Raw genomic sequence first — 22,716 nt, 5'->3', positions numbered from 1 at the left:
CGTACCGCCGTTACTTCTTCTTCGCGCCGCGCTTCTCGCGCACCCGCACCGAGATGTGGATCGGGGTGCCCTCGAAGCCGAACTCCTCGCGCAGGCGGCGCTCGATGAAGCGCCGGTAGCCCGCCTCGATGAAGCCGGAGGCGAAGAGCACGAACCGCGGCGGCTTGGTGCCGGCCTGGGTGCCGAACAGGATGCGCGGCTGCTTGCCGCCCCGGACGGGGTGCGGGTGCGCCGAGACCAGCTCGCCGAGGAAGGCGTTCAGCCGGCCCGTGGGCACGCGCGTCTCCCAGCCCGCCAGCGCCGTCTCGATCCCCGGGACCAGCTTCTCCATGTGCCGGCCGGTGCGCGCCGAGACGTTGACCCGGGGCGCCCAGGCCACCTGGCCCAGCTCGGTCTCGATCTCCCGCTCCAGGTAGTAGCGGCGCTCCTCGTCCAGCGTGTCCCACTTGTTGAAGGCGATGACCATCGCGCGGCCCGCCTCGACCGCCATGCTGATGATCCGCTGGTCCTGCACGGAGATGGACTCCGAGGCGTCGATCAGCACGACGGCGACCTCGGCCTTCTCCACGGCGGCGGCCGTGCGCAGCGAGGCGTAGTAGTCGGCGCCCTGCTGGAGGTGGACCCGCTTGCGGATACCGGCGGTGTCCACGAACTTCCAGGTCTTGCCGCCGAGTTCGATGATCTCGTCCACCGGGTCGCGGGTGGTGCCCGCCAGCTCGTTGACGACGACGCGCTCCTCGCCGGCCACCTTGTTCAGCAGCGAGGACTTGCCGACGTTGGGGCGGCCGATCAGGGCCACGCGGCGGGGGCCGCCGATCGCGGTGCCGAAGGACTGCTCGGGCGCGTCCGGCAGCACCTCGAGGACGGCGTCGAGCATGTCGCCCGTGCCGCGGCCGTGCAGGGCCGAGACCGGGTGCGGCTCGCCGAGGCCCAGGTTCCACAGGTAGGCCGCGTCGGCCTCGCCGCTCGGGCCGTCGACCTTGTTGGCGCACAGCACGACCGGCTTGCCGGCCTTGCGCAGCAGCCGGACGACCGCCTCGTCGGTGTCGGTCGCGCCGACCTTGGCGTCGACCACGAAGACGACCGCGTCGGCCGCCTCGATCGCGTACTCGGCCTGGGCGGCCACGGAGGCGTCGATGCCGAGGACGTCCTGCTCCCAGCCGCCGGTGTCGACGACCTTGAAGCGGCGGCCGGCCCACTCGGCCTCGTAGGTGACGCGGTCGCGGGTGACGCCCGGCCGGTCCTCCACGACCGCCTCACGGCGGCCGATCATCCGGTTCACCAGGGTCGACTTGCCGACATTGGGGCGGCCGACGACGGCGAGCACGGGCAGCGGACCGTGGCCCGCCGCCTCGATGGCGCCCTCGACGTCCTCGATGTCGAAGCCCTCTTCCGCGGCGAGCTCCATGAACTCCGCGTACTCGGCGTCGCCGAGAGCCCCGTGCTCGTACTCGTGCGCGTTGTCGTACACGTCCGAGCCGTCGGGCTGGATGTCGTCGTTCATGAAGTCCGTACCTCGTTCGTTCGTGGTGATCGGTGGACCGCTGTACAGCGGCTGATCCACTACTCAAGTGTCGCTCGGCGCCCGGTCAGGCGCCTGGCGTTTTCCAGGTGGCTGGTGAGCTGTTTGCGGATGCGCTCGGTCGCCTCGTCCAGCGCCTTGCGCGTACGCCGCCCGCTGCCGTCGCCCGCCGGGAACGGGTCGCCGAAGACGACGTCGACGCGGGAGCGCAGCGGCGGCAGCGCCTTTATCAACCGGCCGGGACGCTCCGCGCTTCCCAGGACGGCCACGGGGACGATCGGCGCCCCGCTGCGGACCGCGAAGTAGGCCAGCCCGGCCCGCAGCGCGGCGAAGTCGCCTTCGCCCCGGGTGCCCTCCGGGAAGATGCCCAGCACTCCCCCGGCCGCCAGCACGTCGAGGGCCTGGCCGATCGCGGTGCGGTCGGCGGCGGCGCGGTCCACCTTCAGCTGGCCGATGCCGGTCAGGAAGGGGTCCAGCGGGCCGGTGAAGGCTTCCTTCTTGATCAGGAAGTGCGTCGGCCGGGGTGCCACGCCCATGACCATCGGGCCGTCGATGTTGTGGGAGTGGTTCACCGCGAGGATCACCGGGCCGGTGGCCGGCACCCTCCAGGCGCCGAGCACGCGCGGCCGCCACAGCCCGTACATCAGGCCGACGCCGATGCGCCGCCCGATCTCGGCGCCCCGCTCCGACGCGACCGGCGGACGGCTCACTTCCCGGCCCGCTTCTCCTCGACCAGGGTGACGACGCACTCGATGACCTGGGCGAGGGTGAGCTCGGTGGTGTCCACCTCGACGGCGTCGCCGGCCTTGGCGAGCGGCGAGGTCTTGCGGCTGGAGTCGGCCGCGTCCCGCTTGATCAGGGCCTCGCGGGTGGCGTCGACGTCGGCGCCCTTCAGCTCGCCGCTGCGGCGGGCCGCGCGGGCCTCCGGGGAGGCGGTGAGGAAGACCTTCAGGTCGGCGTCCGGCAGGACGGTCGTACCGATGTCCCGGCCCTCGACCACGATGCCGTTCGCCGCGCCGGCGGCCAGGGAACGCTGGAGCTCGGTGATGCGGGCGCGCACCTCGGGCACCGCGCTGACCGCGCTGACCTTGGAGGTGACCTCCTGGGTGCGGATGGGGCCGGCCACGTCGACGCCGTCGACCGTGATGGTCGGGGCGGCCGGGTCGGTGCCGGAGACGATCTCGGGCTTGCCGGCGACGGCCGCGATGGCGGTCGGGTCCTCCAGGTCGATGCCGTTGGTCACCATCCACCAGGTGATCGCCCGGTACTGGGCACCGGTGTCCAGGTAGCTGAGGCCGAGCTGCGCGGCCACGGCCTTCGACGTGCTCGACTTGCCCGTGCCGGAGGGACCGTCGATCGCGACGATCACGGGCTTGGCGGTCGGGGCGGCGCCGTTTTCCACGGGAGGGCACCTTCCTGGTGAAGGGTGGGGAGCGGGGTCCGGGGCGCGAGGGCGCCCCGCACAAGGTTACTGGCTCGCGGGAGGCGCCCTCACCGGGTGTTACCGGCGCAGCGCCCAGCCCCGCTCGCGCAGTGCCTCCTCCAGCACGGGCACCGCCTTCGGTTCGACGCTCAGCTGGACCAGACCGGCCTGCTGCCCGGTCGCGTGCTCGATCCGGACGTCCTCGATGTTGACCCCCGCCCGGCCCGCGTCGGCGAAGATGCGGGCCAGCTGGCCGGGCTGGTCGTCGATGAGGACGACGACGGTCTCGTACGCGCGCGGGGCGCTGCCGTGCTTGCCGGGTACCCGCACCTGGCCCGCGTTCCCGCGGCGCAGCACGTCCTCGATCCCGGCGGTGCCCTCGCCGCGCTTGGCCTCGTCGGAGGACTGCAGGGCGCGCAGTGCCCGGACCGTCTCGTCCAGGTCGGCGGCGACGTCGGAGAGCAGGTCGGCGACCGGTCCCGGGTTCGCGGACAGGATGTCGATCCACATGCCCGGGTCGGAGGCGGCGATCCGGGTGACGTCCCGGATGCCCTGCCCGCACAGCCGTACGGCGGTCTCCTCGGCGTGCTCCAGGCGCGCGGCGACCATGTTGGACACCAGGTGGGGCATGTGGGAGACGAGGGCGACGGCGCGGTCGTGGGCGTCGGCGTCCATGACGACCGGCACGGCCCGGCAGTGCGAGACCAGCTCCAGGGCCAGGTTGAGCACCTCGGTGTCGGTGTCCCGGGTCGGGGTGAGCACCCAGGGGCGGCCCTCGAAGAGGTCGCCGGTGGCGGCCAGCGGGCCGGACTTCTCGCGGCCGGACATGGGGTGCGTGCCGATGTACGCGGCGAGGTCCAGGCCGAGCGCCTCCAGTTCGCGGCGGGGGCCGCCCTTGACGCTGGCGACGTCCACGTAGCCGCGGGCCACGCCCCGGCGCATGGCGTCGGCGAGGACCCGGGCCACGTGGGCGGGCGGGGCCGCCACGATCGCCAGGTCGACCGGGCCCTGGGGGGCCTGGTCGGTGCCGGCGCCCAGCGCGGCGGCCGTGCGGGCCTGCTCGGGGTCGTGGTCGGCGAGGTGGACGGTGACGCCCCGCTGGGTGAGGGCCAGGGCGGCGGAGGTGCCGATGAGGCCGGTTCCGATGACGAGTGCGGTTCTCACTGGGCGATGTCCTTGCGCAGGGCCGCGGCGGCGCCGAGGTAGACGTGGGCGATGTCGGCGCGGGGCCGGTCCGACTCGATGTGCGCGAGGATCCGCACGACGCGGGGCATGGCGCCCTCGATGTCCAGTTCCTGCGCGCAGATGAGGGGGACGTCGACGATGCCGAGCTTGCGGGCGGCGGCGGCCGGGAAGTCGCTGTGCAGGTCGGGGGTGGCCGTGAACCAGATGCTGATCAGGTCGTCGGCGGTCAGCCCGTTCCGCTCCAGGACGGCGGTGAGCAGGGCCCCGACCCGCTCCTCCATGTGACCGGCCTCGTCCTGTTCCAGTTGGACGGCCCCCCGGACCGCTCGTACCGCCACGGCGCTGCTCCTCGCTGACGTGCGTGTTCCGTTCTTGGTCCGTCCAGCGTAGTCAGCCCGCGCGCGACGGGCGCGCGCCGCTCGCTCGCTGAGACGATGCGAGAGTTCCGGTATCCACCGATACGCACGTCTGTACGGAGGTCTGACATGCCCCAGCCAGCGACACGGCGGACAGTCATCGCCACGGGCGCCGGTGCGCTCGCCCTGGGATGCGTGGGGTGCGGCGGCAAGGAGGGCGGCGGGACCACGTCGGCCTCGGGGTCGGCGTCGGCCCCGGCTTCGGCGCCGGCGTCGTCCCCGCAGGAGTCCGGTGCCGGCGGGAAGGCGCTGGCGGCGACGAGCGACATCCCGGAAGGCGGCGGCAAGGTGTTCAAGGAGGAGAAGGTGGTGGTCACCCAGCCGAAGAAGGGTGACTTCAAGGCCTTCTCCGCGATCTGCACGCACCAGGGCTGCACGGTGAACACGGTGGCGGACGGCACCATCGACTGTCCCTGTCACGGCAGCAGGTTCCGCATCGCCGACGGCTCGGTGGCCCACGGCCCCGCGACCAGGCCGCTGCCCAAGCGGCCGATCAAGGTGGAGGGGACATCCATCCGCCTGGCCTGAGGGCCGCCGCGTACGCTCCGGGGATGCAGCCCGAGGATCTCGTACGCGACCACACGGTCTACGCCTGTGTCATGGGTTCCCGCGCCTTCGGCCTGGCGACGGACGCCAGCGACACCGACCGGCGCGGGGTGTTCCTCGCCCCGACCCCGCTGTTCTGGCGGTTCGACAAGCCGCCGACGCATGTGGAGGGGCCCGGCGAGGAGCGGTTCTCCTGGGAGCTGGAGCGGTTCTGCGAGCTGGCGCTGCGCGGCAACCCGAACATCCTGGAGTGCCTGCACTCCCCGCTGGTGGAGTACGCGGACGGCACCGGCCGCGAGCTGCTGTCCCTGCGCGGCGCCTTCCTGTCCCGGCAGGCGTACGGCACCTTCACCCGGTACGCCCTCGGCCAGCGCAGGAAGCTCGACGCCGACGTCCGCACGACGGGCGCCCCGCGCTGGAAGCACGCGATGCACCTGCTGCGCCTGCTGATGAGCGCACGGGACCTGCTGCGCACCGGCGAGCTGCGGATCGACGTCGGTGAGCGGCGCGGGCGCCTGCTGGCGGTGAAGCACGGCGAGGTGCCGTGGGCGCGGGTGGAGGCGTGGATGGTCCGGCTGGCGGGCGAGGCCGAGGAGGCGCTGGCGGGCAGCCCGCTGCCACCGGAGCCGGACCACGCGCGCGTGGCCGCGTTCCTCCACCGGGTGCGCCGGGCCTCAGCCGTGGAGGCGGAGCCGGACCACCAGGTCGTGCAGGGCGTCCTGGGCACCGCTCGCGTCGGGCAGGACTGAACCGGCCTGCGCCTCGTCCAGCACGGTGTGCAGCCGTTCCACGTCGGCCTCCACGCGCGCGTGGTCGACGTCGGCCTTGCCGTGCTCCCGCTCCCGCTTGGCGGCGATCAGCTCGGGCAGGTAGCCGGGGCCGCCCACCTCGTCCAGCAGCGTGGGCAGATGGGCCTGGACCTCGCCGCTGCGCATGAGGTGGATGCCGGTGAGCAGCACGCGGAAGGTGTAGAGCAGCGGCTTGAGCTCGCCGGTCTTCTCGAACAGCCGCCACTGGGTCACCGCGAACCCCCGGTAGTGGTGGGCGTGGTGGCCGGTGAGGACCCCGGGGGCCAGGGCGGCCAGCTCCCGGTGCGCCTCGGAGGTGTGCACGACCAGGGGCGAGAGCAGCTGCTCCAGCACATAGCCGTTGCGGCGGAGCATCAGCCGGACGAACTTGCGCAGGTCGTGGGTGACCAGGTCCAGCTCGACGCCGTAGCGGACCCAGGCCCGCGAGCGGGTCTCCTCCGGCTCGCGCAGCCCGACGAGGTCGGCGGCGGGGAGCAGGTGGACGCCCCGCAGGTCGATGTCGGAGTCCTGCGAGGGGAAGCCGTACAGGTGGGCTCCGGAGACGGTGGTGAACAGCAGGGGGTCGGGCTGTTCCGCGATCACCGGGGCCAGGTCCATGTCGAGATCGTCGATCATGGCTCAAGCGTCCCAGAGCGCTCCCAGGGCCAACAGGTCGCCCCGGTACTCGATCCGCTCCGCCCAGCCGGCGGGCCAGGCCCCGGCGCCCAGCCAGGCACCCGCGAAGGCGCCGGTGAGGCAGGCGATGGAGTCGGAGTCGCCGGCGGTGCAGGCGGCGCGGCGCAGGGCGGTGACGGGCTCGTCGGGGAAGAGCAGGAAGCACAGCAGTCCGGTCGCGAGGGCCTCCTCGGCGATCCAGCCCTCACCGGTGGCCAGGCACGGATCGGTCTCCGGGGAGACGGTTCGTACGGCCTCCTGGAGCCGGCCGAGGATCTCCAGGCACTCGTCCCAGCCGCGCGCGATGAACTGCTCCGGGCCGGGGTCCTGCGCGCGGGTCCACAGGTCGCCGAGCCAGGTGTGGTGGTAGCGGGTGCGGTTCCGAAGGGCGTAGGAGCGCAGTCGCCCGACCAGTCCGGCCGGGTCGGTGCCGCGGGCGAGTAGGTGGACGGCGTGGGCGGTGAGGTCGGAGGCGGCCAGCGCGGTGGGGTGGCCGTGGGTGAGCGCGGCCTGGAACTGGGCGGCGCCGGCGCGCTGTTCGCCGCTCAGGCCGGGCGCGAGCCCGATCGGGGCGACGCGCATGTTGGCGCCGCAGCCCTTGGAGCCGGTCTGGCTGGCGTCCTGCCAGGCACGGCCCTCCGCCTTGAGCAGAGCGCAGGCGGCCAGGCAGGTGTGGCCCGGGGCCCTGTTGTTCTCGGGCGACTGGTACCAGTCGACGAACTCCTCGCGCAGGGGCCGTTCCAGCCGCTTCGGCGCGAGGGGGCCGCGCTCCAGGGCGGTGGCGAGCGCGCGGCCGACGGCGAGGGTCATCTGGGTGTCGTCGGAGACCCGGGCGCGCTCCGGCAGCCGCATCTCCCGCCAGGGCCCGAACGTCGAGAGGATCTGCGGCACGGTCTTGAACTCGGTCGGGTAGCCGAGGGCGTCCCCGAGGGCGAGGCCGAGGAGTGCTCCGGTCGCCGGCTGTGTGGGCATATGCGTCGTCCCCCTTTATCGTCACCATGACAATAAAGGGGGACGGTGATCACGGCAAGGCGCTTTAGAGGTCGACTTCCTTCATCAGCATGCCGACCTCGGTGTTGGACAGGCGGCGCAGCCAGCCCGACTTCTGGTCGCCCAGGGTGATCGGGCCGAAGGCCGTGCGCACCAGCTTGTCGACCGGGAAGCCCGCCTCGGCCAGCATGCGGCGCACGATGTGCTTGCGGCCCTCGTGCAGGGTCACCTCGACCAGGTAGTTCTTGCCGGTCTGCTCGACCACGCGGAAGTGGTCCGCGCGCGCGTAGCCGTCCTCCAGCTGGATGCCGTCCTTCAGCCGCTTGCCCAGGTCGCGCGGGATCGGGCCGACGATGTGCGCGAGGTAGGTCTTCTTCACGCCGTACTTGGGGTGCGTGAGGCGGTGGGCCAGCTCGCCGTGGTTGGTGAGCAGGATGACGCCCTCGGTCTCGGTGTCCAGCCGGCCGACGTGGAAGAGCCGGGTCTCGCGGTTGGTGACGTAGTCACCGAGGCACTGCCGGCCCTCCGGGTCCTCCATGGTGGAGACCACGCCCGCGGGCTTGTTCAGCGAGAAGAACTGGTACGACTGGGTCGCGACCGTCAGGCCGTCGACCTTGACCTCGTCCTTCTCCGGGTCGACCCGCTTGCCCTGCTCGGTGACGATCTCGCCGTTCACCTCGACGCGGGCCTGGTCGATCAGCTCCTCGCAGGCCCGCCGGGAACCGTAGCCCGCGCGCGCGAGGACCTTCTGCAGCCGCTCGCCCTCCTGCTCGGCGCCCGGGAAGGTCTTGGGCAGCTTGACGTCCTTCTTGCCCGCGTACCGGTCCCGGTTGCGCTCCTCGACCCGCGTCTCGTACTCGCGGGAGCGCGACGGGGCCGTACGGCCGCCCTGCGGGGACCGCTTCGGGCCGCCCTTGGCCCCTCCTCGCGCGGCACCGCCGCGCCCGGCCTTGGGGCCGTCCTTGGTGGCCCCCGGGCCCACGTCGTAGCGGCGCTCCTCGGGGCGGGGCTTGCGGGGCCGGTCCTGCCCCTGCTTCTGGTCCCTGTCGTTGCCTGCGCCGCGGTAGTTACCGCGCCCGCCGCTCTTGCCGCTGCCGCTGCTTCGCATCAAGGTTTCCGTCTTAGTCGTCTGCGTCCTGACCGCCGGGCGCGTCGGGCGCGTCCGGGTCGAACGACGGCACCCCCTCCTGGGTCTCGGCCTCGATCGCCTCCGCCTCCGGGAGGAAGGGCGCGAGTTCCGGGAGTTCGTCCAGGCCGCGCAGGCCCATCCGCTCCAGGAAGTAGTTCGTCGTCCTGTACAGGATCGCACCTGTTTCGGGTTCCGTGCCCGCCTCCTCGACCAGACCGCGCTGGAGGAGGGTGCGCATCACGCCGTCGCAGTTCACCCCGCGCACGGCGGAGACGCGGCTGCGGCTGACCGGCTGGCGGTAGGCGACGACCGCCAGGGTCTCCAGCGCGGCCTGGGTGAGCCGGGCGGTCTGGCCGTCCAGGACCAGCCGCTCGACGGCGGGCGCGTAGGCGGCCCGGGTGTAGAAGCGCCAGCCGCCGGCGACGAACCGCAGCTCGAAGCCGCGGCCCTGCACGGTGTACTCGTCGGCCAGCTCGCGCAGGGCGTCCGCGATCTGCCGCTTGGGGCGCTCCAGGATCTTCGCCAGGTGCTCCTCGGTCGCGGGCTCGTCCACGACCATGAGCATCGCCTCCAGGGCGGGCTTGAGGTCGAGGTCGGCGACGGTCCGCAGCCCGGCCGGGACCCCGGCGGTCTGCTCACTCACGGCTTCTCCTCCTCCTTGGGCGGCTCGGGCGGCCGGTCGAACTCGTCGGTGACCCTGGGTGCCGCGTCCGTGTCCCCGCCGGTCCAGCGCACGGTCAGCTCCCCCAGCGCGGCCTCCTGCTCCAGGGCCACGGCCTTCTCCCGGTACAGCTCCAGCAGGGCGAGGAACCGCGCCACGACGGTGAGCGTGTCGTCGGTGTCCTCGATCAGCGCCCGGAAGCTGGCCTCGCCCAGCTCGCGCAGCCGGGCGACCACGATCCCGGCCTGCTCCTGCACGCTGACCAGCGGGGCGTGGATGTGGTCGACGTACACCTGCGGCTTGGGCCTCGGCTGCATGGCCTTGACGGCGAGCCTGGCGAAGCCCTCGGGGCCGATGCTGATGACGACCTCGGGCAGCAGCTCGGCGTGCTGCGGTTCGAGGCCGACGGTACGGGGCCGGCGCCGGGCCTCGTCGTCGAGCCGCCGGTCGAAGATGTCGGCGATCTGCTTGTAGGCGCGGTACTGGAGCAGCCGGGCGAACAGCAGGTCCCGGGCCTCCAGCAGGGCGAGGTCGGCCTCGTCCTCCACCTCCGCGGCGGGCAGCAGCCGGGCGGCCTTCAGATCGAGCAGCGTGGCCGCGACGACCAGGAACTCCGTGGTCTGGTCCAGGTCCCAGTCGGGTCCCATGGCCCGGATGTGCGCCATGAACTCGTCGGTGACCTTCGACAGGGCGACCTCGGTGACGTCCAGCCTGTGCCGGGAGATGAGCTGGAGGAGCAGGTCGAAGGGGCCCTCGAAGTTCGCGAGGCGCACGGTGAAGACGCCGTCGGAAGCGGGGTCGGACTCGGCGGGGCGGGACTCGCCGCGGGATCCGACGGCCGCCGGCTCGGCGGGCTCCGGTGCGGGTCCCGGCTCGGGCAGCTCCGGCTCGGCGGGCTCCGGTGCGGGTCGCTCGGGCTCCGGCTCCGGCCCGGCGGGCTCCGGCTCGGGCAGCTCCCGTTCGGGTGCCCCGGCGGGTACGGCGGCCGGCTCGTCCGGCGCGGTTCCCGGCCCTCGCCCCAGCGCACGCCGACGACCGGCGGATGCGCCGGGGACAGGGGCTCCATACGAGGTCATAGCCCCCGCAGGCTACCGCTACCGCCCGCGCAGCCGGCGCACGAGGATGCTCGCGTCCCCACGGGACTCCAGGTCGGCCAGGACCACGGCCACCGCCTCGCGGACGATCCGGCCGCGGTCCACCGCGAGCCCGTGCTCGCCGCGGAGCACCAGCCGCGCGTGCTCCAGGTCCATCAGCTCCTCGGCGGAGACGTAGACGGTGATCTTCTCGTCGTGCCGCTCGCGTCCGCTGGGCCGCCGGGCCGCCGCCCGTCCGCGCTTGCGCGGCTGCGCGGCAGAACCTTCCTGCTCCGCCTGCCGGCGTGCCGGGCGGGTGCGGGACTCGCCGGCCTCGGCCGACTCGGCCTCCGCCGCCACGTGCTCCGCGCCCTCTCCGTCACCGCTCCGGACGGGTACCGACTGCGGTACGTCCTCGGCGGCGGCCACCTCGTCGCTCTCCCCCGCGGGAGCCGGCACCCGGGCCTCGCCGTTGGCCGCGCGGCGGGGCGTGGACGGCTGGAGCGCCATCCCCCCGGTCGTGCGGAACAGTTCGTCGGCCCCGGGCAGACTCACTCGGCGTGACACCGGGCGAGCACCTCCCTGGCGAGCTGGCGGTAGGCGGCGGCACCGACGGAGTTGGAGGCGTACGTGGTGATCGGCTCACCGGCGACCGTGGTCTCCGGGAAGCGGACCGTGCGGCCGATGACCGTGTGGTAGACGTGGTCGTCGAACGCCTCGACGACACGCGCGAGCACCTCACGGCTGTGCACGGTGCGCGAGTCGTACATCGTGGCCAGGATGCCGTCGAGCTCCAGCTCGGGGTTGAGCCGCTCCTGGACCTTCTCGATGGTCTCGGTCAGCAGGGCCACACCGCGCAGGGCGAAGAACTCGCACTCCAGCGGCACGATCACCTTGTGCGCGGCCGTCAGCGCGTTGACGGTGAGCAGGCCGAGCGAGGGCTGACAGTCGATGACGATGTAGTCGTAGTCGGGCAGCAGCGGCTTCAGGGCGCGCTGGAGCGTCGACTCGCGCGCGACCTCGGAGACCAGCTGGACCTCGGCGGCCGACAGGTCGATGTTGGACGGCAGCAGGTCCATGTTGGGGACCGCCGTCTTCAGCAGGACCTCGTCCGCGGACATGCCCCGCTCCATGAGCAGGTTGTAGACGGTGAGGTCCAGCTCCATCGGGTTGACGCCGAGACCGACCGACAGCGCGCCCTGCGGGTCGAAGTCCACGAGCAGCACGCGCCGGCCGTACTCCGCGAGCGCGGCACCCAGGTTGATGGTCGACGTCGTCTTGCCGACGCCGCCCTTCTGGTTGCACATCGCGATGATCGTCGCGGGGCCGTGGTCGGTCAGCGGGCCCGGGATCGGGAAGTACGGCAGCGGGCGTCCGGTCGGGCCGATGCGCTCACGGCGCTGGCGGGCCGCGTCGGGCGCGAGCGTGGCCGCGTACTCGGGATCGGGCTCGTACTCGGCGTCGGGGTCGTAGAAGTGCCCCTCGGGCAGTTCGTCGTAGTCGGCGAAGTGGTTGTGGGGCGCGCCACTTCCGTCGCCGGCCATGGCGTTCACGTGATGGCCATCCATGCTCTGGTGTGCTGTCCGGGCCGCCTGCGGACCGGAACTCTGGTGGGCTGCGAAGGTGCGCACAGCTACGGAGCCGACAGCCTCGAATCCCGCGGGGCCCTGGCCCCCTGCGGGCATTCCTGGTCGACCACCTCCGGGAGAAAATGTCGACTCATTCACAAGTCGTCTTACCTCCTTGGTGACCAGGAAACTTCTAGACAAGGTCAGCGTGGCACCATGCCGACGGTTCGCGACTCTATGGCGTGTCGGGCGTCCGCAGCAACACAATCCGCCGGACCCGGCAGGATGTGTCGGCAATGAAACATCCCTCTGTCAAGGGCGTACGGCCGTCGCACGGCAGGTTTCACCGGTGTGCGAATCGGTCGAAGGGTTACGTTCGAGGCGAGTTGACCGAGAGCCGCAAAGTGACCATACACACACCCGGCCGGACCTTGTCGGGCAAGGTCCGGCCGGGTGCGCGCTGTTGACGAGCCGTGTTGACGAATCGCCTTTTGGCTCAGCCGAGAAGGCTCTCCAGCTCGACGTGGTCCAGGCCGTGGGCCTCGGCGACCTCCTTGTAAACCACCTTGCCGTCATGGGTGTTGAGGCCCTTGGCGAGCGCGGGGTCGCGGCGCAGCGCCTCCACCCAGCCGTTGTTGGCCAGGGAGACGATGTACGGCAGCGTCGCGTTGGTGAGGGCGTTGGTGGAGGTGTTGGGCACCGCGCCCGGCATGTTGGCGACGCAGTAGAAGACCGAGTTGTGGACCCGGAAGGTCGGCTCGGCGTGCGTGGTGGGGTGGGAGTCCTCGAAGCAGCCGCCCTGGTCGATCGCGATGTCGACAAGGACACTTCCCGGCTTCATGCGGGACACCATCTCGTTGGTCACCAGCTTCGGGGCCTTGGCGCCCGGGATGAGGACCGCGCCGATGACCAGGTCGGCGTCGAGGACGGCCTTCTCCAGCTCGAAGGCGTTGGACATGATCGCCTTGACCTTCGTGCCGAAGATCCGGTCGGCCTCGCGCAGCTTGTTGATGTCGCGGTCGAGCAGGATCACCTCGAAGCCCATGCCGATGGCGACCTGGGTGGCGTTCCAGCCGGAGACGCCGCCGCCGATGACCACGGCCTTGGCCGGGGTCACGCCCGGGACGCCGCCCGGCAGCACGCCGCGGCCGCCGGCCGCGCGCATCAGGTGGTAGGCGCCGACCTGCGGGGCCAGCCGGCCCGCGACCTCGGACATCGGGGCGAGCAGCGGCAGGGCGCGGTTCGGCAGCTCGACGGTCTCGTAGGCGATGGCCGTGGTGCCGGACTCGATCAGCGCGTCCGTGCACTCCTTGGAGGCGGCCAGGTGCAGGTAGGTGAAGAGGATCTGGTCCTTGCGCAGCCGGTGGTACTCCTCGGCGATGGGCTCCTTGACCTTCAGCAGCAGGTCGGCGGCGGCCCACACCTCGTCGGCCGTGTCGAGGAGGGCGGCACCGGCGGAGGCGTACTCCTCGTCCGTGATGGAGGAGCCGAGGCCGGCGCCCCGCTCGACGACGACCTGGTGGCCGTTGCGCACCAGCTCGTGCACACCGGCGGGGGTGATGGCCACCCGGAACTCGTTGTTCTTGACCTCGCGGGGGATGCCGACCTTCACGTCGATCACGGTCCTTGGCTCAGAGGGTATGGGGGTGCATTGAAGACGTACCCAGACATGCGGGGGCATACCGGGAGACACCGCAGGAGAACGAGCGGCAGAGCCAGTTTAATGAAGGTGTTCCGGCTGTCTAGCCTTCCATTGCATCAATCTTCGCTGGGCACACTACGGATTTCGCAGGCGTTAGCGTCGTGTTCCGGCCTTGCGTCCTCTTCCGGTGGCTCCTCATCCAGCATGCGCTCCGCCGCGGCGCGGTGCAGGCGGGCCGACGCGGGGTCGCCCAGCCGGTCCAGGGTGTCGGCGAGCCGGAGCTGGAGCGCGGCCTGCAACCGCGCGTCCTCCGCGCGCCGCGCCCACTCCACGGCTTCCTGGCAGGTGCGCAGCGACTCCTCGGGCCGCCCCGCGTACTCCTGCACCCGGGCGATCTCGCTCAACGCCCGCGCGCTGGCGGCGACATCGCCGCTGCGGCGGTAGCCGGCGAGGGCGGCCCGCCAGTTCCGCAGCGCCTCCCCGTACCGGCCGGCGTAGGTGTGGGCGGTGCCGATGCGGCCGTACAGCCGGGCCGCCTCCGGGTGCTCCCCCCGGGCCAGCCGTTCGGCCAGCGCCCGGCCGAACCAGTCGGCGGCCCGGTCGTGGTCCCCCAGCTCCTGGTACGCGCCGCCTACGGATTCCATCGCGCGGCCGGTCGCGTACGGGTCGTTCGCCTCGCGTCCGGCGTCCAGCGCGGCCCGGTAGCGGACCAGCGCCTCCCGGGTCCGGCCGGTCTGCGCGTCCAGGTCGCCGAGATTCAGCAGGGCCGCGGCCTTCTCCCGGGGCAGCCCGCGCCGCTCGGCGACGTCCAGGACGAGGCCGTGCAGGCCGTACAGGTCGGGGGCGGCGGCCTGCGTGCCGACGTGCGCGGCCAGGGCCCTGACCAGCTGGGACATCAGCCGCCGGGCGAGGGTGTCCAGCTCGCCGTCGGCCACCGCCAGGCGCGCGGACGCCAGCAGGGCGGGCCGCCGGATGCGCAGCCAGTCGGCGGCGGCCCGCGGGGTCGGGAAGCGCAGCGCCGGGGGCAGGCCGCTCAGCTTCTCCCGCGCCTGCGGGCTGTCGGTCTCGGTGATCGCCCGGCAGGACTGCAGCAGCCGTACCGTCCGCTCCAGCATCCGGGCCCGGGCCAGCTGCAACTCGGCGGGCCGCTCCTGGGTCTCGGCCAGGGCGCGCAGCAGCGGGTGCAGACAGCCGGGGACCTCGTACTGGGGCAGCGGGGTGTGCAGCGCGCGCAGCAGACCGACGGCGACGAGGTCGTCCAGGGTGGTGCGGGCGGCGTCGACCGAGCAGCCGGCGAGCGCGGAGGCGGTGTGCGGGTCGGCCAGGCCGGCCGGGGCGAGGCAGAGCAGTCGCAGTATGCGGGCGGCCGGGCCGGGCAGCTGGTCGTACACGAGCCGGAAGACGCGGGACAGCGGGGTGCCGTCCGCGCCGGCGTCGGTGTGCAGCCGCTTGGTGAGGTCGGAGACGGCGGCCTGGGGGCGGGCGGCGAGCCAGCCGCCGGCCAGCACCAGCGCGGCGGGATGGCCCTGGCAGGCCTCGACCAGGCTCTCCGCCGAGCGCGGGTCGACGGTGACGCGGACGGAGCCGGCGTAGCCGGTGAGCAGTTCCACCGCGGACTTGGTGTCCAGGCCGCCGAGCGTGCAGGGGCGGACGTCCGCGATGCCGGTGAGCGGGCCCCCGGAGACGGCCACCACCAGGCAGTCAGGGGCGTCCGGGAGCAGCGCGTCGACCTGCTCGGCGCCGGCCGCGTCGTCCAGCAGGAGCAGCATGCGCCGGCCGGCCAGGGCGGTGCGCAGGGCCGCGGCCAGGTCGTCCTCGGCGGCTCCGGCGGGGGCGGGCAGCTCCAGTGCGCCGAGCAGGTCGCGGGCGGCCTGCTCGACGGGCACCGGGGTGCCGCCGGGCTCGCTGAGCCGGGCCCGCAGCACCCCGTCGGGGTAGCGGCCGGCGACCTGCCGGACGAGTTCCTCGGCGAGGCTGGTCCGGCCGGAACCGGGGCGGCCGGCGATCAGGAGCACGCGCGCGCGGGGGGCCTTGCGGCCGGAGAGGGTGTCCAGTCCGGCGCGCTCGATGTCGGCACGCAGCTCCTTCAACTCCCGCGCCCGGCCCAGGAATCGGTCCTCCCTGGCCGGGTGCGCGGTCCGCTCCGCACCGTCTGGGTCCACCGCCTGATCCGTCACGGGCCACACTCCCGTCCCACCGCACGCGCAAGCCCGCCGGTGTCTTCCGATACGGGCGTTGAAGAGCCTAGTTCACGCTCTGCGACGTTCCCGGAAGAGCGCGGCGGAGGGTTCCCCCGATCGGATCAGGCGATCGTCACACCGGCATCCTGAGGGGGCCGACCGGGTCCGGGAGGGGGCGGGCCGGGCCCTTGATGGGCCGGGTCGGTCCCGGAGGGGACGGGTCGGGAGGCGGGTCGGGTTCCGTAGGGACCGGGTCGGGAGGCGCGTCGGGTTCCGCAGGGGACGGGTCGGGTTCCGTAGGAGCCGGGGCGGGTCGGGGGCGGGTCGGGTCCCGGACGGGCCGGGTCAGGTCCCGATGGGGGCGGGCCGGGCCCTGGGGCGGGCGGAGTCGGAACCCAGACAGACCGGGCCACCCTGGACAAGCCGGGGCAGGTCCTAGACAGACCGGACCGCGCCCCAGACGGGGGTCAGGCCCCGGACAGGCCGGACCAGACCCCGGACGAGCCAAGCCAGGCCCGCAAACAGGCCACACCCCACCCAGACAAGCCGGGCCAGGCCCAAGACGAGCCAAGCCGGGCCCCAGACGACCCGAGCCGCACCCCGGACGGAACCGGGCCAGGCCCCAGACGAGCCCAGCCGTGCCCCGGACGTCGGGTCAGTTTTCGAAGGGGCGGGCCGGCCAGGGCGCGTCGGCGGGGCGCAGGGCGTCCAGGCCGTCCCCGCCGCGGGCGGCGACCAGGGAGAGCACCCCCACCACGAGGCAGTTGTTGTGCAGGTCCCCGGCCAGCACGCGGCGCACCAGCTCCCCGACCGGCACGCGCGCGTGCTGCATGTCGGTCTCCTCGTGCTCCGCCGCGAAGCGCTCGCCCTCGGCGTCGGACAGGCCGCGGGCCAGGAAGATCCGCACGGCCTCGTCGCAGCCGCCCGGGGTGGTGTACACGTCGGTCAGCACCCGCCAGTCCTCGGCCTTGACGTGCGCCTCCTCGTACAGCTCCCGCTGCGCGGCGTGCAGCGGGTTCTCGCCGGGCACGTCCAGCAGCCCCGCCGGGATCTCCCACAGCTTGTGCCGCACCGGGTGCCGGTACTGGTTGATCAGCAGCACCCGGTCCTCCTCGTCCAGGGCGAGGACCGCGACGGAGCCGGGGTGGACCTGGTAGTCGCGGCGGGCCACCGACCCGTCGGGCATGACCACGTCGTCCGTGCGGACGGAGGTCTTGTTGCCCACGAAGGGGGTCTCCGTGGCGCGGATCTCCCATTCCTCGGCGGTGTCCTTGATCGTCATGCCCTGTCCTTCCACGTGCTGTGCGAGACGACCGGCCGACAAAGAAAGCCGGGGTGCTCACCTGTGAAGGTTCGCACCCCGGCCACCGTACAACCGGTGTGTTACTTCGAGTTCTTCCGCTCGACCGCGGCCTTCACCAGGCCGGCGAAGAGCGGGTTCGCGCGGGTCGGCCGCGAGCGCAGCTCGGGGTGCGCCTGCGTGGCGACCAGGTACGGGTGGACGTCGCGCGGGTACTCCACGTACTCCACGAGCTTGCCGTCGGGGGAGGTCCCGGAGAAGACGATGCCGGCCTTCTTCTCCAGTTCCGCGCGGTAGGCGTTGTTGACCTCGTAGCGGTGCCGGTGGCGCTCCTCGACGTACTCCTTGCCGTCGTAGACCTCGCGCACGATCGAGCCCTCGGCCAGCTTGGCCGGGTACATGCCCAGCCGCATCGTGCCGCCCATGTCGCCCTCGCCGGCGACGATGTCGAGCTGCTCGGCCATGGTGGAGATGACCGGGTGGGCGGTGGCCGGGTCGAACTCGGTGGAGTTGGCGTCCGGGATGTCGGCCAGGTTGCGGGCGGCCTCGATCACGATGCACTGCAGGCCCAGGCAGAGGCCGAGCAGCGGGATCTTGTTCTCCCGGGCGTAGCGGATCGCGCCGACCTTGCCGAGCACACCGCGGTCGCCGAAGCCGCCGGGGATGCAGACGCCGTCCACGTCCTCCAGCTGGGCCTTGGCGCCGGCCGGGGTCTTGCAGTCGTCCGAGGTCACCCACTTGATCTTCACGCGGGCCTTGTTGGCGAAGCCGCCCGCGCGCAGCGCCTCGGTGACCGACAGGTAGGCGTCCGGCAGGTCGATGTACTTGCCGACCAGCGCCAGGGTGACCTCGTGGTCGGGGTTGTGGACGCGGTCGAGCAGGTCGTCCCAGGTCGTCCAGTCCACGTCCCGGAAGGGCAGGTCGAGCTTGCGGACGACGTAGGCGTCCAGGCCCTCGGAGTGCACGACCTTCGGGATGTCGTAGATCGAGCGGGCGTCGGGGCAGGCGACGACGGCGGCCTCGTCGACGTCGCACATCAGGGAGATCTTCCGCTTGATCGCGGTCGGCACCTCCCGGTCGCAGCGCAGCACGATCGCGTCCGGCTGGATGCCGATGTTCCTGAGCGCGGCCACCGAGTGCTGGGTCGGCTTGGTCTTCAGCTCACCGGACGGGCCGATGTAGGGCAGCAGCGAGATGTGCACCACGAAGACGTTGTCCCGGCCGACCTCGTGGCGGACCTGGCGGACGGTCTCCAGGAACGGCAGCGACTCGATGTCGCCGACCGTGCCGCCGACCTCGGTGATCACGACGTCGACCGCGTCGGTGGCCATGCGCCGGATGCGGTGCTTGATCTCGTTGGTGATATGCGGGATGACCTGCACCGTGTCGCCCAGGTACTCGCCGCGGCGCTCCTTGGCGATCACCGTGGAGTAGACCTGGCCGGTGGTGACGTTGGCGCTGCCGTCCAGGTCGCGGTCGAGGAACCGCTCGTAGTGGCCGATGTCCAGGTCGGTCTCGGCGCCGTCGTTGGTGACGAACACCTCACCGTGCTGGAAGGGGTTCATCGTGCCCGGGTCGACGTTCAGGTACGGGTCGAGCTTCTGCATCACGACACGCAGGCCCCGCGCCTTGAGCAGCATGCCCAGGCTGGAGGCGGTCAGACCCTTGCCGAGCGAGGAGGCGACACCCCCGGTCACGAAGATGTGCTTGGTCGTCGTGGTGTTGGGCGGCATGGCCAAGAGGGGGCTCCCGTGGTCGCGGTCTGGGGGGTGCGATACGGCGACCCTCCCGGGATTCTCCGGGGGTGCCGTCGCTGCGGTTCGGGGGTTTTCTCCCACCGGTCCACGGGCTACCAGCGTATCAGCGCCTGGGCGGGATGGCTTCCGGCGACCGTTCGTACCCGCCCGGACACAGCCAGCCGCCACACAGGTCACCTGTGTCACTCTGGACCGACCGCGGACACACCGTCCTCACCCGGCGCTCACTCGTTCGGCCCACACAGGTTGCCCGGAGCGGCACGCAGATCATCTACGTGCGTCGTATCCTGCTCGGACATTGGCTGCCGAGCCCGGCCGGAACGACGGCACACCCCCGCCAACATCACCCGGAACAACGAGAGCGCGGCAGTTCGTTGAGCAAAGACTGTCGTGTTGCCTCAGGGCTCGGCGGGCTGCTTTGCTTCACCGCTCAACGACGCTTAACAACGATCCCTTGACCGCACTAGCGACAGCCCCCCTGCGCGGGGGTGTGACGTGGCCGTTCGACTGGAGTTGCACGTGGCCGGGCGCATCGAAGACTACGCACTCATCGGAGACATGCAGACAGCGGCGCTGGTCTGCCGGGATGGCACGGTGGACTGGCTGTGCCTGCCCCGCTTCGACTCGCATGCCATCTTCGCCGGCCTGCTGGGCACCGAGGAACACGGTTTCTGGCGGCTCGGACCGGCGCACGCCGCCGACGCCAAGCCGCCCACGGCCGCCCGGCGCGGCTACCGCGGCGACTCGCTGATCCTGGAATCCGAGTGGGACACCCCGCGCGGCACGGTCCGTGTGACCGATTTCATGCCCCCGCGTGACGGCGCCCCGCAGCTGATCCGGATCGTGGAGGGCGTCACCGGCCGGGTCCCGATGCGCTCCGCCCTGCGGATGCGGTTCTCCTACGGCCGCGTGGTGCCGTGGGTGCACAAGCACGAGGGGCGCACGGTGGCCGTCGCCGGACCGGACTCGGTGTGGTTCGACACCGAGGCCGAGACCTACGGCAAGGCGCTCACGACGTACGCCGACTTCACGGTCGCCCCCGGTGACCGGATCGCGTTCACCATCTCCTGGCAGCCCTCGCACAAGCAGCCGCCGCCGCTGCCCGAGCCGGAGACCTCGCTGGAGGCGACGGAGGACTTCTGGCGCGAGTGGGTCGAGCACTGTACGTACCACGGGCCGTACCGGGAGGCGGTGATCCGCTCGCTGATCACCCTCAAGGCGCTGACCTACGCCCCCACGGGCGGCATCGTCGCCGCCCCCACGACCTCCCTGCCCGAGGACATCGGGGGCGTGCGCAACTGGGACTACCGCTACACCTGGCTGCGGGACGCGGCGATCACCCTGTCCTCGCTGCTGCGCACGGGCTACCGCGAGGAGGCCCGCGCCTGGCGCGAGTGGCTGCTGCGCGCGGTCGCCGGCGACCCGGAGAACCTGCAGATCATGTACGGCATCGCCGGTGAGCGTGAGCTGGGCGAGGCGGAGCTGGACTGGCTGCCGGGCTACGAGAAGTCCGCTCCGGTCCGGGTCGGCAACGGCGCCGCGCACCAGCTCCAGCTGGACGTGTACGGCGAGGTCACCGAGGCCCTGCACCTGGGTCACATGACCGGTCTCGCCCGCAACGACTACGCCTCCCTGCTCCAGCTGAAGCTGATCCGCTACCTGGAGGACCACTGGCAGGAGCCGGACGAGGGCATCTGGGAGGTGCGCGGCCCGCGCCGGCACTTCGTGCACTCCAAGGTGATGGCCTGGGTCGCCGTCGACCGCACGATCAAGCTGATCGAGTCCGGCGACGCGGACGGCCCGCTGGAGCGCTGGAAGGAACTGCGCGACGACATTCACCGGGACGTGTGCGAGAAGGGCTACGACAAGGAGCGCAACACCTTCACCCAGTCCTACGGCTCCCAGGAGCTGGACGCCTCGCTGCTGCTCATCCCGCAGATGGGCTTCCTGCCGCCGGACGACAAGCGGGTGATCGGCACCATCGAGGCGATCCAGCGCGAGCTGTCCACCCCGGACGGGTTCATCCTGCGCTACCCGACGGAGGGCGACCGCGAGGGCGTCGACGGCCTGCCGGGTGACGAGGGCGCGTTCCTGGCCTGCTCGTTCTGGATGGCGGACGACCTGGCGATGATCGGCCGGGTGGACGAGGCCCGCAAGCTGTTCGAGAAGCTCCTCTCGCTGCGCAACGACCTCGGTCTGCTCGCCGAGGAGTGGGACCCGCGCCTGAAGCGTCAGGTGGGCAACTTCCCGCAGGCGTTCAGCCACGTCCCGCTGATCGACACGGCCCTGCGGCTGACGGCGTCGGGCGCCTACGGGGGCTAGTACGTTCCTCGCGGTACGCGGCTGCGGGCTTCCCGCCCGCGTCCGCGGTCCCGTCGTGGCTGGTCGCGCGGTTCCCCGTGCCCGTTCGGGGGTGCGCTCCGCCTACCCTGGAACCGGACAGATGCCCCTTCCGGAAGGGGGCGGCCATGGCTTCCCTCTCGAAGGCGGGCGCGGCCCTCACCGCGCTCCGCGAGGATCTGGTCGGCGATGTGCTCGTCCCCGGGGACCCGGGCTACGAGGAGGCGCGTGCGGTCTTCAACGCGATGGTCGACCGGCGGCCCGCGGTGATCGCGCAGTGCGCGGACGCGACCGACGTGGTGCGGGCCGTGCGCTTCGGCAGGGACCTCGATCTGCACATCGCGGTGCGCGGCGGCGGCCACGGCGTGGCCGGTACGGCGCTGGGCGACGGCGCGCTCGTGGTGGACCTGCGCCGGATGCACCGGGTGACCGTCGATCCGGCGGCCGAGGCGGTCCGGGTCGAGGGCGGCGCCACGATGAGCCATCTGGACCGCGCCACCCAGCCGTACGGTCTCGCGACCACCGGCGGGCGGGCCTCCACCACCGGCGTCGGCGGTTACGTCCTCGGCGGGGGCACCGGCTGGCTCGACCGCGCCTTCGGCCTCGCCGTGGACAACCTCATCGCCGTGGAGCTGGTGACCGCCGACGCCGAGCGGGTGCACGCGAGCGCCGACGAGAACCCCGAGCTGTTCTGGGCGCTGCACGGCGGGGGCGGCAACTTCGGCGTCGCCACCGCGCTCACCCTGCGGCTGCACGAACTGCCGGAGTTCTCGGTCGTCCTGCTGCTGTTCCTGCCGGACGCCGGACCGGACGTGCTCCGCACCTTCCGCGAGGTCTTCCGCACCGGGCCGGACGAGGTGGGCGGCGCGGTGCTGTACCTCACCGGCCCGCCCGCCCGGTTCACACCGCCGGAGCTGGTGGGCGCGCCGCTGTGCGCGGCCCTGCTGACCTACGCCGGCGGCGAGGACGCACTGCGCAAGCTCGCCGAGCCGCTGCTCGCGCTGCCGCACGAGGTGGAGCTGGCCGGTGACATGCCGTACGCCGACGCGCAGTGCATGCTCGACCGGCCGGCGGGGCTGCGCGACCACTGGTCGGCGGAGTGTCTGGCCGGGCTGCCGGACGAGGCCGTGGACGCCTTCTGCGCCCGCGCGGAGGGCATGCCGGTGCCGACGCCCACCCAGCACCTGCTCTTCCCGCAGGGCGGGGCCGTCGCGGCCGGTCCGCACGAGTACCCGGTGCCCTGCCGGGACGCGCCCTGGGCGGCGCACCCGCTCGCGATCTGGCCGGACCCGGCCGACGACGAGCGGGCGATCGGCTGGGTGCGGGACGTGCGGGCCGGCCTGCGGCGGTGGAGCACGGGGGCGGTGCACCTCAACCTCATCGGCGACGAGGGCCCCGAACGGGTCCGCGCGGGCCTGGGCGCCGGGAACACCCTCCGCCTGGCGAAGGTGAAGCGCCGCTACGACCCCGACAACGTCTTCCGCTTCAACCACAACATCCGTCCGGTCTAGGGTCTGGGCG

The 22,716-nt window shown here is 72.5% G+C and carries 20 protein-coding genes; 4 read left to right on the top strand and 16 right to left on the bottom strand.

All coding sequences use genetic code 11. The features are described from left to right. Positions 1–10 precede the first annotated feature (10 nt). From der to aroH, 5 genes are all read right to left on the bottom strand, one after another. Positions 11–1,504, bottom strand: coding sequence for a ribosome biogenesis GTPase Der (gene der / locus AB0947_RS14340; protein ID WP_366750645.1), 1,494 nt, complete (start codon positions 1,502–1,504; stop codon positions 11–13). A gap of 59 nt (positions 1,505–1,563) precedes the next feature. Further along, entirely contained in the window at positions 1,564–2,166 is a 603-nt protein-coding gene (locus AB0947_RS14335; RefSeq protein ID WP_366750919.1) for a lysophospholipid acyltransferase family protein, read from the bottom strand. A 62-nt stretch (positions 2,167–2,228) separates the two neighbouring features. Further along, positions 2,229–2,924 carry a (d)CMP kinase gene (gene cmk, locus AB0947_RS14330; RefSeq protein WP_366750644.1) on the bottom strand — a complete coding sequence of 232 codons (696 nt, stop codon included), beginning with the start codon at positions 2,922–2,924 and terminating at the stop codon, positions 2,229–2,231. Between the two features lie 99 nt (positions 2,925–3,023). Beyond that, positions 3,024–4,109, bottom strand: a complete 1,086-nt coding sequence (locus AB0947_RS14325) for a prephenate dehydrogenase (RefSeq protein ID WP_366750643.1) — start codon at positions 4,107–4,109, stop codon at positions 3,024–3,026. Beyond that, the gene (aroH, locus tag AB0947_RS14320) at positions 4,106–4,468 is read right to left on the bottom strand and encodes a chorismate mutase (RefSeq protein ID WP_366750642.1); all 363 of its coding nucleotides are present in this window, start codon (positions 4,466–4,468) and stop codon (positions 4,106–4,108) included. Before aroH ends, AB0947_RS14325 begins: the two co-directional genes overlap by 4 nt. 147 nt (positions 4,469–4,615) lie before the next feature. Between aroH and AB0947_RS14315 the strand changes: the two genes are divergently transcribed. Then, on the top strand, positions 4,616–5,074 hold the full coding sequence (locus AB0947_RS14315) for a Rieske (2Fe-2S) protein (RefSeq protein ID WP_366750641.1): 459 nt from the start codon (positions 4,616–4,618) through the stop codon (positions 5,072–5,074). Between the two features lie 23 nt (positions 5,075–5,097). Next, positions 5,098–5,841 carry a nucleotidyltransferase domain-containing protein gene (locus AB0947_RS14310; RefSeq protein WP_366750640.1) on the top strand — a complete coding sequence of 248 codons (744 nt, stop codon included), beginning with the start codon at positions 5,098–5,100 and terminating at the stop codon, positions 5,839–5,841. Here the strand turns inward: AB0947_RS14310 and AB0947_RS14305 are convergent. From AB0947_RS14305 to AB0947_RS14255, 11 genes are all read right to left on the bottom strand, one after another. Further along, complete coding sequence (locus AB0947_RS14305) at positions 5,767–6,516, bottom strand: nucleotidyltransferase domain-containing protein (protein WP_366750639.1); 750 nt, start codon at positions 6,514–6,516, stop codon at positions 5,767–5,769. The two genes, AB0947_RS14310 and AB0947_RS14305, sit on opposite strands and share 75 nt — an antisense overlap. Before the next feature lie 3 nt (positions 6,517–6,519). Continuing rightward, the gene (locus AB0947_RS14300) at positions 6,520–7,527 is read right to left on the bottom strand and encodes an ADP-ribosylglycohydrolase family protein (RefSeq protein ID WP_366750638.1); all 1,008 of its coding nucleotides are present in this window, start codon (positions 7,525–7,527) and stop codon (positions 6,520–6,522) included. A 64-nt stretch (positions 7,528–7,591) separates the two neighbouring features. Then, positions 7,592–8,653 (bottom strand): pseudouridine synthase, encoded by a 1,062-nt coding sequence (locus AB0947_RS14295; RefSeq protein ID WP_366750637.1) that lies wholly within the window; start codon positions 8,651–8,653, stop codon positions 7,592–7,594. Positions 8,654–8,666: 13 nt separating this feature from the next. Then, positions 8,667–9,317, bottom strand: a complete 651-nt coding sequence (gene scpB, locus AB0947_RS14290) for an SMC-Scp complex subunit ScpB (RefSeq protein ID WP_366750636.1) — start codon at positions 9,315–9,317, stop codon at positions 8,667–8,669. After that, the gene (locus tag AB0947_RS14285) at positions 9,314–10,411 is read right to left on the bottom strand and encodes a segregation/condensation protein A (RefSeq protein ID WP_366750635.1); all 1,098 of its coding nucleotides are present in this window, start codon (positions 10,409–10,411) and stop codon (positions 9,314–9,316) included. Before AB0947_RS14285 ends, scpB begins: the two co-directional genes overlap by 4 nt. Before the next feature lie 18 nt (positions 10,412–10,429). Continuing rightward, positions 10,430–10,975, bottom strand: a complete 546-nt coding sequence (locus AB0947_RS14280) for a hypothetical protein (protein ID WP_366750634.1) — start codon at positions 10,973–10,975, stop codon at positions 10,430–10,432. Beyond that, positions 10,960–12,093 (bottom strand): ParA family protein, encoded by a 1,134-nt coding sequence (locus AB0947_RS14275; protein WP_366750633.1) that lies wholly within the window; start codon positions 12,091–12,093, stop codon positions 10,960–10,962. The genes AB0947_RS14280 and AB0947_RS14275 overlap by 16 nt, the downstream gene beginning before the upstream one ends. A gap of 379 nt (positions 12,094–12,472) precedes the next feature. Continuing rightward, positions 12,473–13,588: an alanine dehydrogenase gene (gene ald, locus AB0947_RS14270; protein WP_366750918.1), complete on the bottom strand. Its 1,116-nt coding sequence runs from the start codon at positions 13,586–13,588 to the stop codon at positions 12,473–12,475. Between the two features lie 146 nt (positions 13,589–13,734). Next, complete coding sequence (locus AB0947_RS14265; RefSeq protein ID WP_366750632.1) at positions 13,735–15,795, bottom strand: tetratricopeptide repeat protein; 2,061 nt, start codon at positions 15,793–15,795, stop codon at positions 13,735–13,737. 658 nt (positions 15,796–16,453) lie between these two features. Continuing rightward, positions 16,454–17,080, bottom strand: coding sequence for an NUDIX hydrolase (locus AB0947_RS14260; protein ID WP_366750631.1), 627 nt, complete (start codon positions 17,078–17,080; stop codon positions 16,454–16,456). Positions 17,081–17,181: 101 nt separating this feature from the next. Beyond that, positions 17,182–18,831, bottom strand: coding sequence for a CTP synthase (locus tag AB0947_RS14255; protein ID WP_366750630.1), 1,650 nt, complete (start codon positions 18,829–18,831; stop codon positions 17,182–17,184). Between the two features lie 543 nt (positions 18,832–19,374). Between AB0947_RS14255 and AB0947_RS14250 the strand changes: the two genes are divergently transcribed. After that, a complete protein-coding gene (locus AB0947_RS14250) occupies positions 19,375–21,177 on the top strand; it encodes a glycoside hydrolase family 15 protein (protein WP_366750917.1) in 1,803 nt (600 codons plus the stop codon). A 146-nt stretch (positions 21,178–21,323) separates the two neighbouring features. Next, positions 21,324–22,706 carry an FAD-binding oxidoreductase gene (locus AB0947_RS14245; protein ID WP_366750629.1) on the top strand — a complete coding sequence of 461 codons (1,383 nt, stop codon included), beginning with the start codon at positions 21,324–21,326 and terminating at the stop codon, positions 22,704–22,706. The last annotated feature ends 10 nt before the right edge of the window (positions 22,707–22,716 follow it).

Source organism: Streptomyces sp. NPDC047841, assembly GCF_040704085.1.
In the GTDB taxonomy this organism is placed as follows: Bacteria; Actinomycetota; Actinomycetes; order Streptomycetales; family Streptomycetaceae; genus Streptomyces; species Streptomyces argyrophylli.
This window is presented reverse-complemented; position numbering and strand designations above follow the sequence as displayed.

Bases quoted from the DNA above. Each gene is read 5' to 3' on its own strand.
- der (WP_366750645.1), bottom strand. From the start codon at position 1,504: ATGAACGACGACATCCAGCCCGACGGCTCGGACGTGTACGACAACGCG.
- AB0947_RS14335 (WP_366750919.1), bottom strand. From the start codon at position 2,166: ATGTACGGGCTGTGGCGGCCGCGCGTGCTCGGCGCCTGGAGGGTGCCG.
- AB0947_RS14315 (WP_366750641.1), top strand. From the start codon at position 4,616: ATGCCCCAGCCAGCGACACGGCGGACAGTCATCGCCACGGGCGCCGGT.
- AB0947_RS14310 (WP_366750640.1), top strand. From the start codon at position 5,098: ATGCAGCCCGAGGATCTCGTACGCGACCACACGGTCTACGCCTGTGTC.
- AB0947_RS14305 (WP_366750639.1), bottom strand. From the start codon at position 6,516: ATGATCGACGATCTCGACATGGACCTGGCCCCGGTGATCGCGGAACAG.
- AB0947_RS14300 (WP_366750638.1), bottom strand. From the start codon at position 7,527: ATGCCCACACAGCCGGCGACCGGAGCACTCCTCGGCCTCGCCCTCGGG.
- AB0947_RS14295 (WP_366750637.1), bottom strand. From the start codon at position 8,653: ATGCGAAGCAGCGGCAGCGGCAAGAGCGGCGGGCGCGGTAACTACCGC.
- AB0947_RS14285 (WP_366750635.1), bottom strand. From the start codon at position 10,411: ATGACCTCGTATGGAGCCCCTGTCCCCGGCGCATCCGCCGGTCGTCGG.
- AB0947_RS14275 (WP_366750633.1), bottom strand. From the start codon at position 12,093: ATGCCCGCAGGGGGCCAGGGCCCCGCGGGATTCGAGGCTGTCGGCTCC.
- AB0947_RS14260 (WP_366750631.1), bottom strand. From the start codon at position 17,080: ATGACGATCAAGGACACCGCCGAGGAATGGGAGATCCGCGCCACGGAG.
- AB0947_RS14255 (WP_366750630.1), bottom strand. From the start codon at position 18,831: ATGCCGCCCAACACCACGACGACCAAGCACATCTTCGTGACCGGGGGT.
- AB0947_RS14245 (WP_366750629.1), top strand. From the start codon at position 21,324: ATGGCTTCCCTCTCGAAGGCGGGCGCGGCCCTCACCGCGCTCCGCGAG.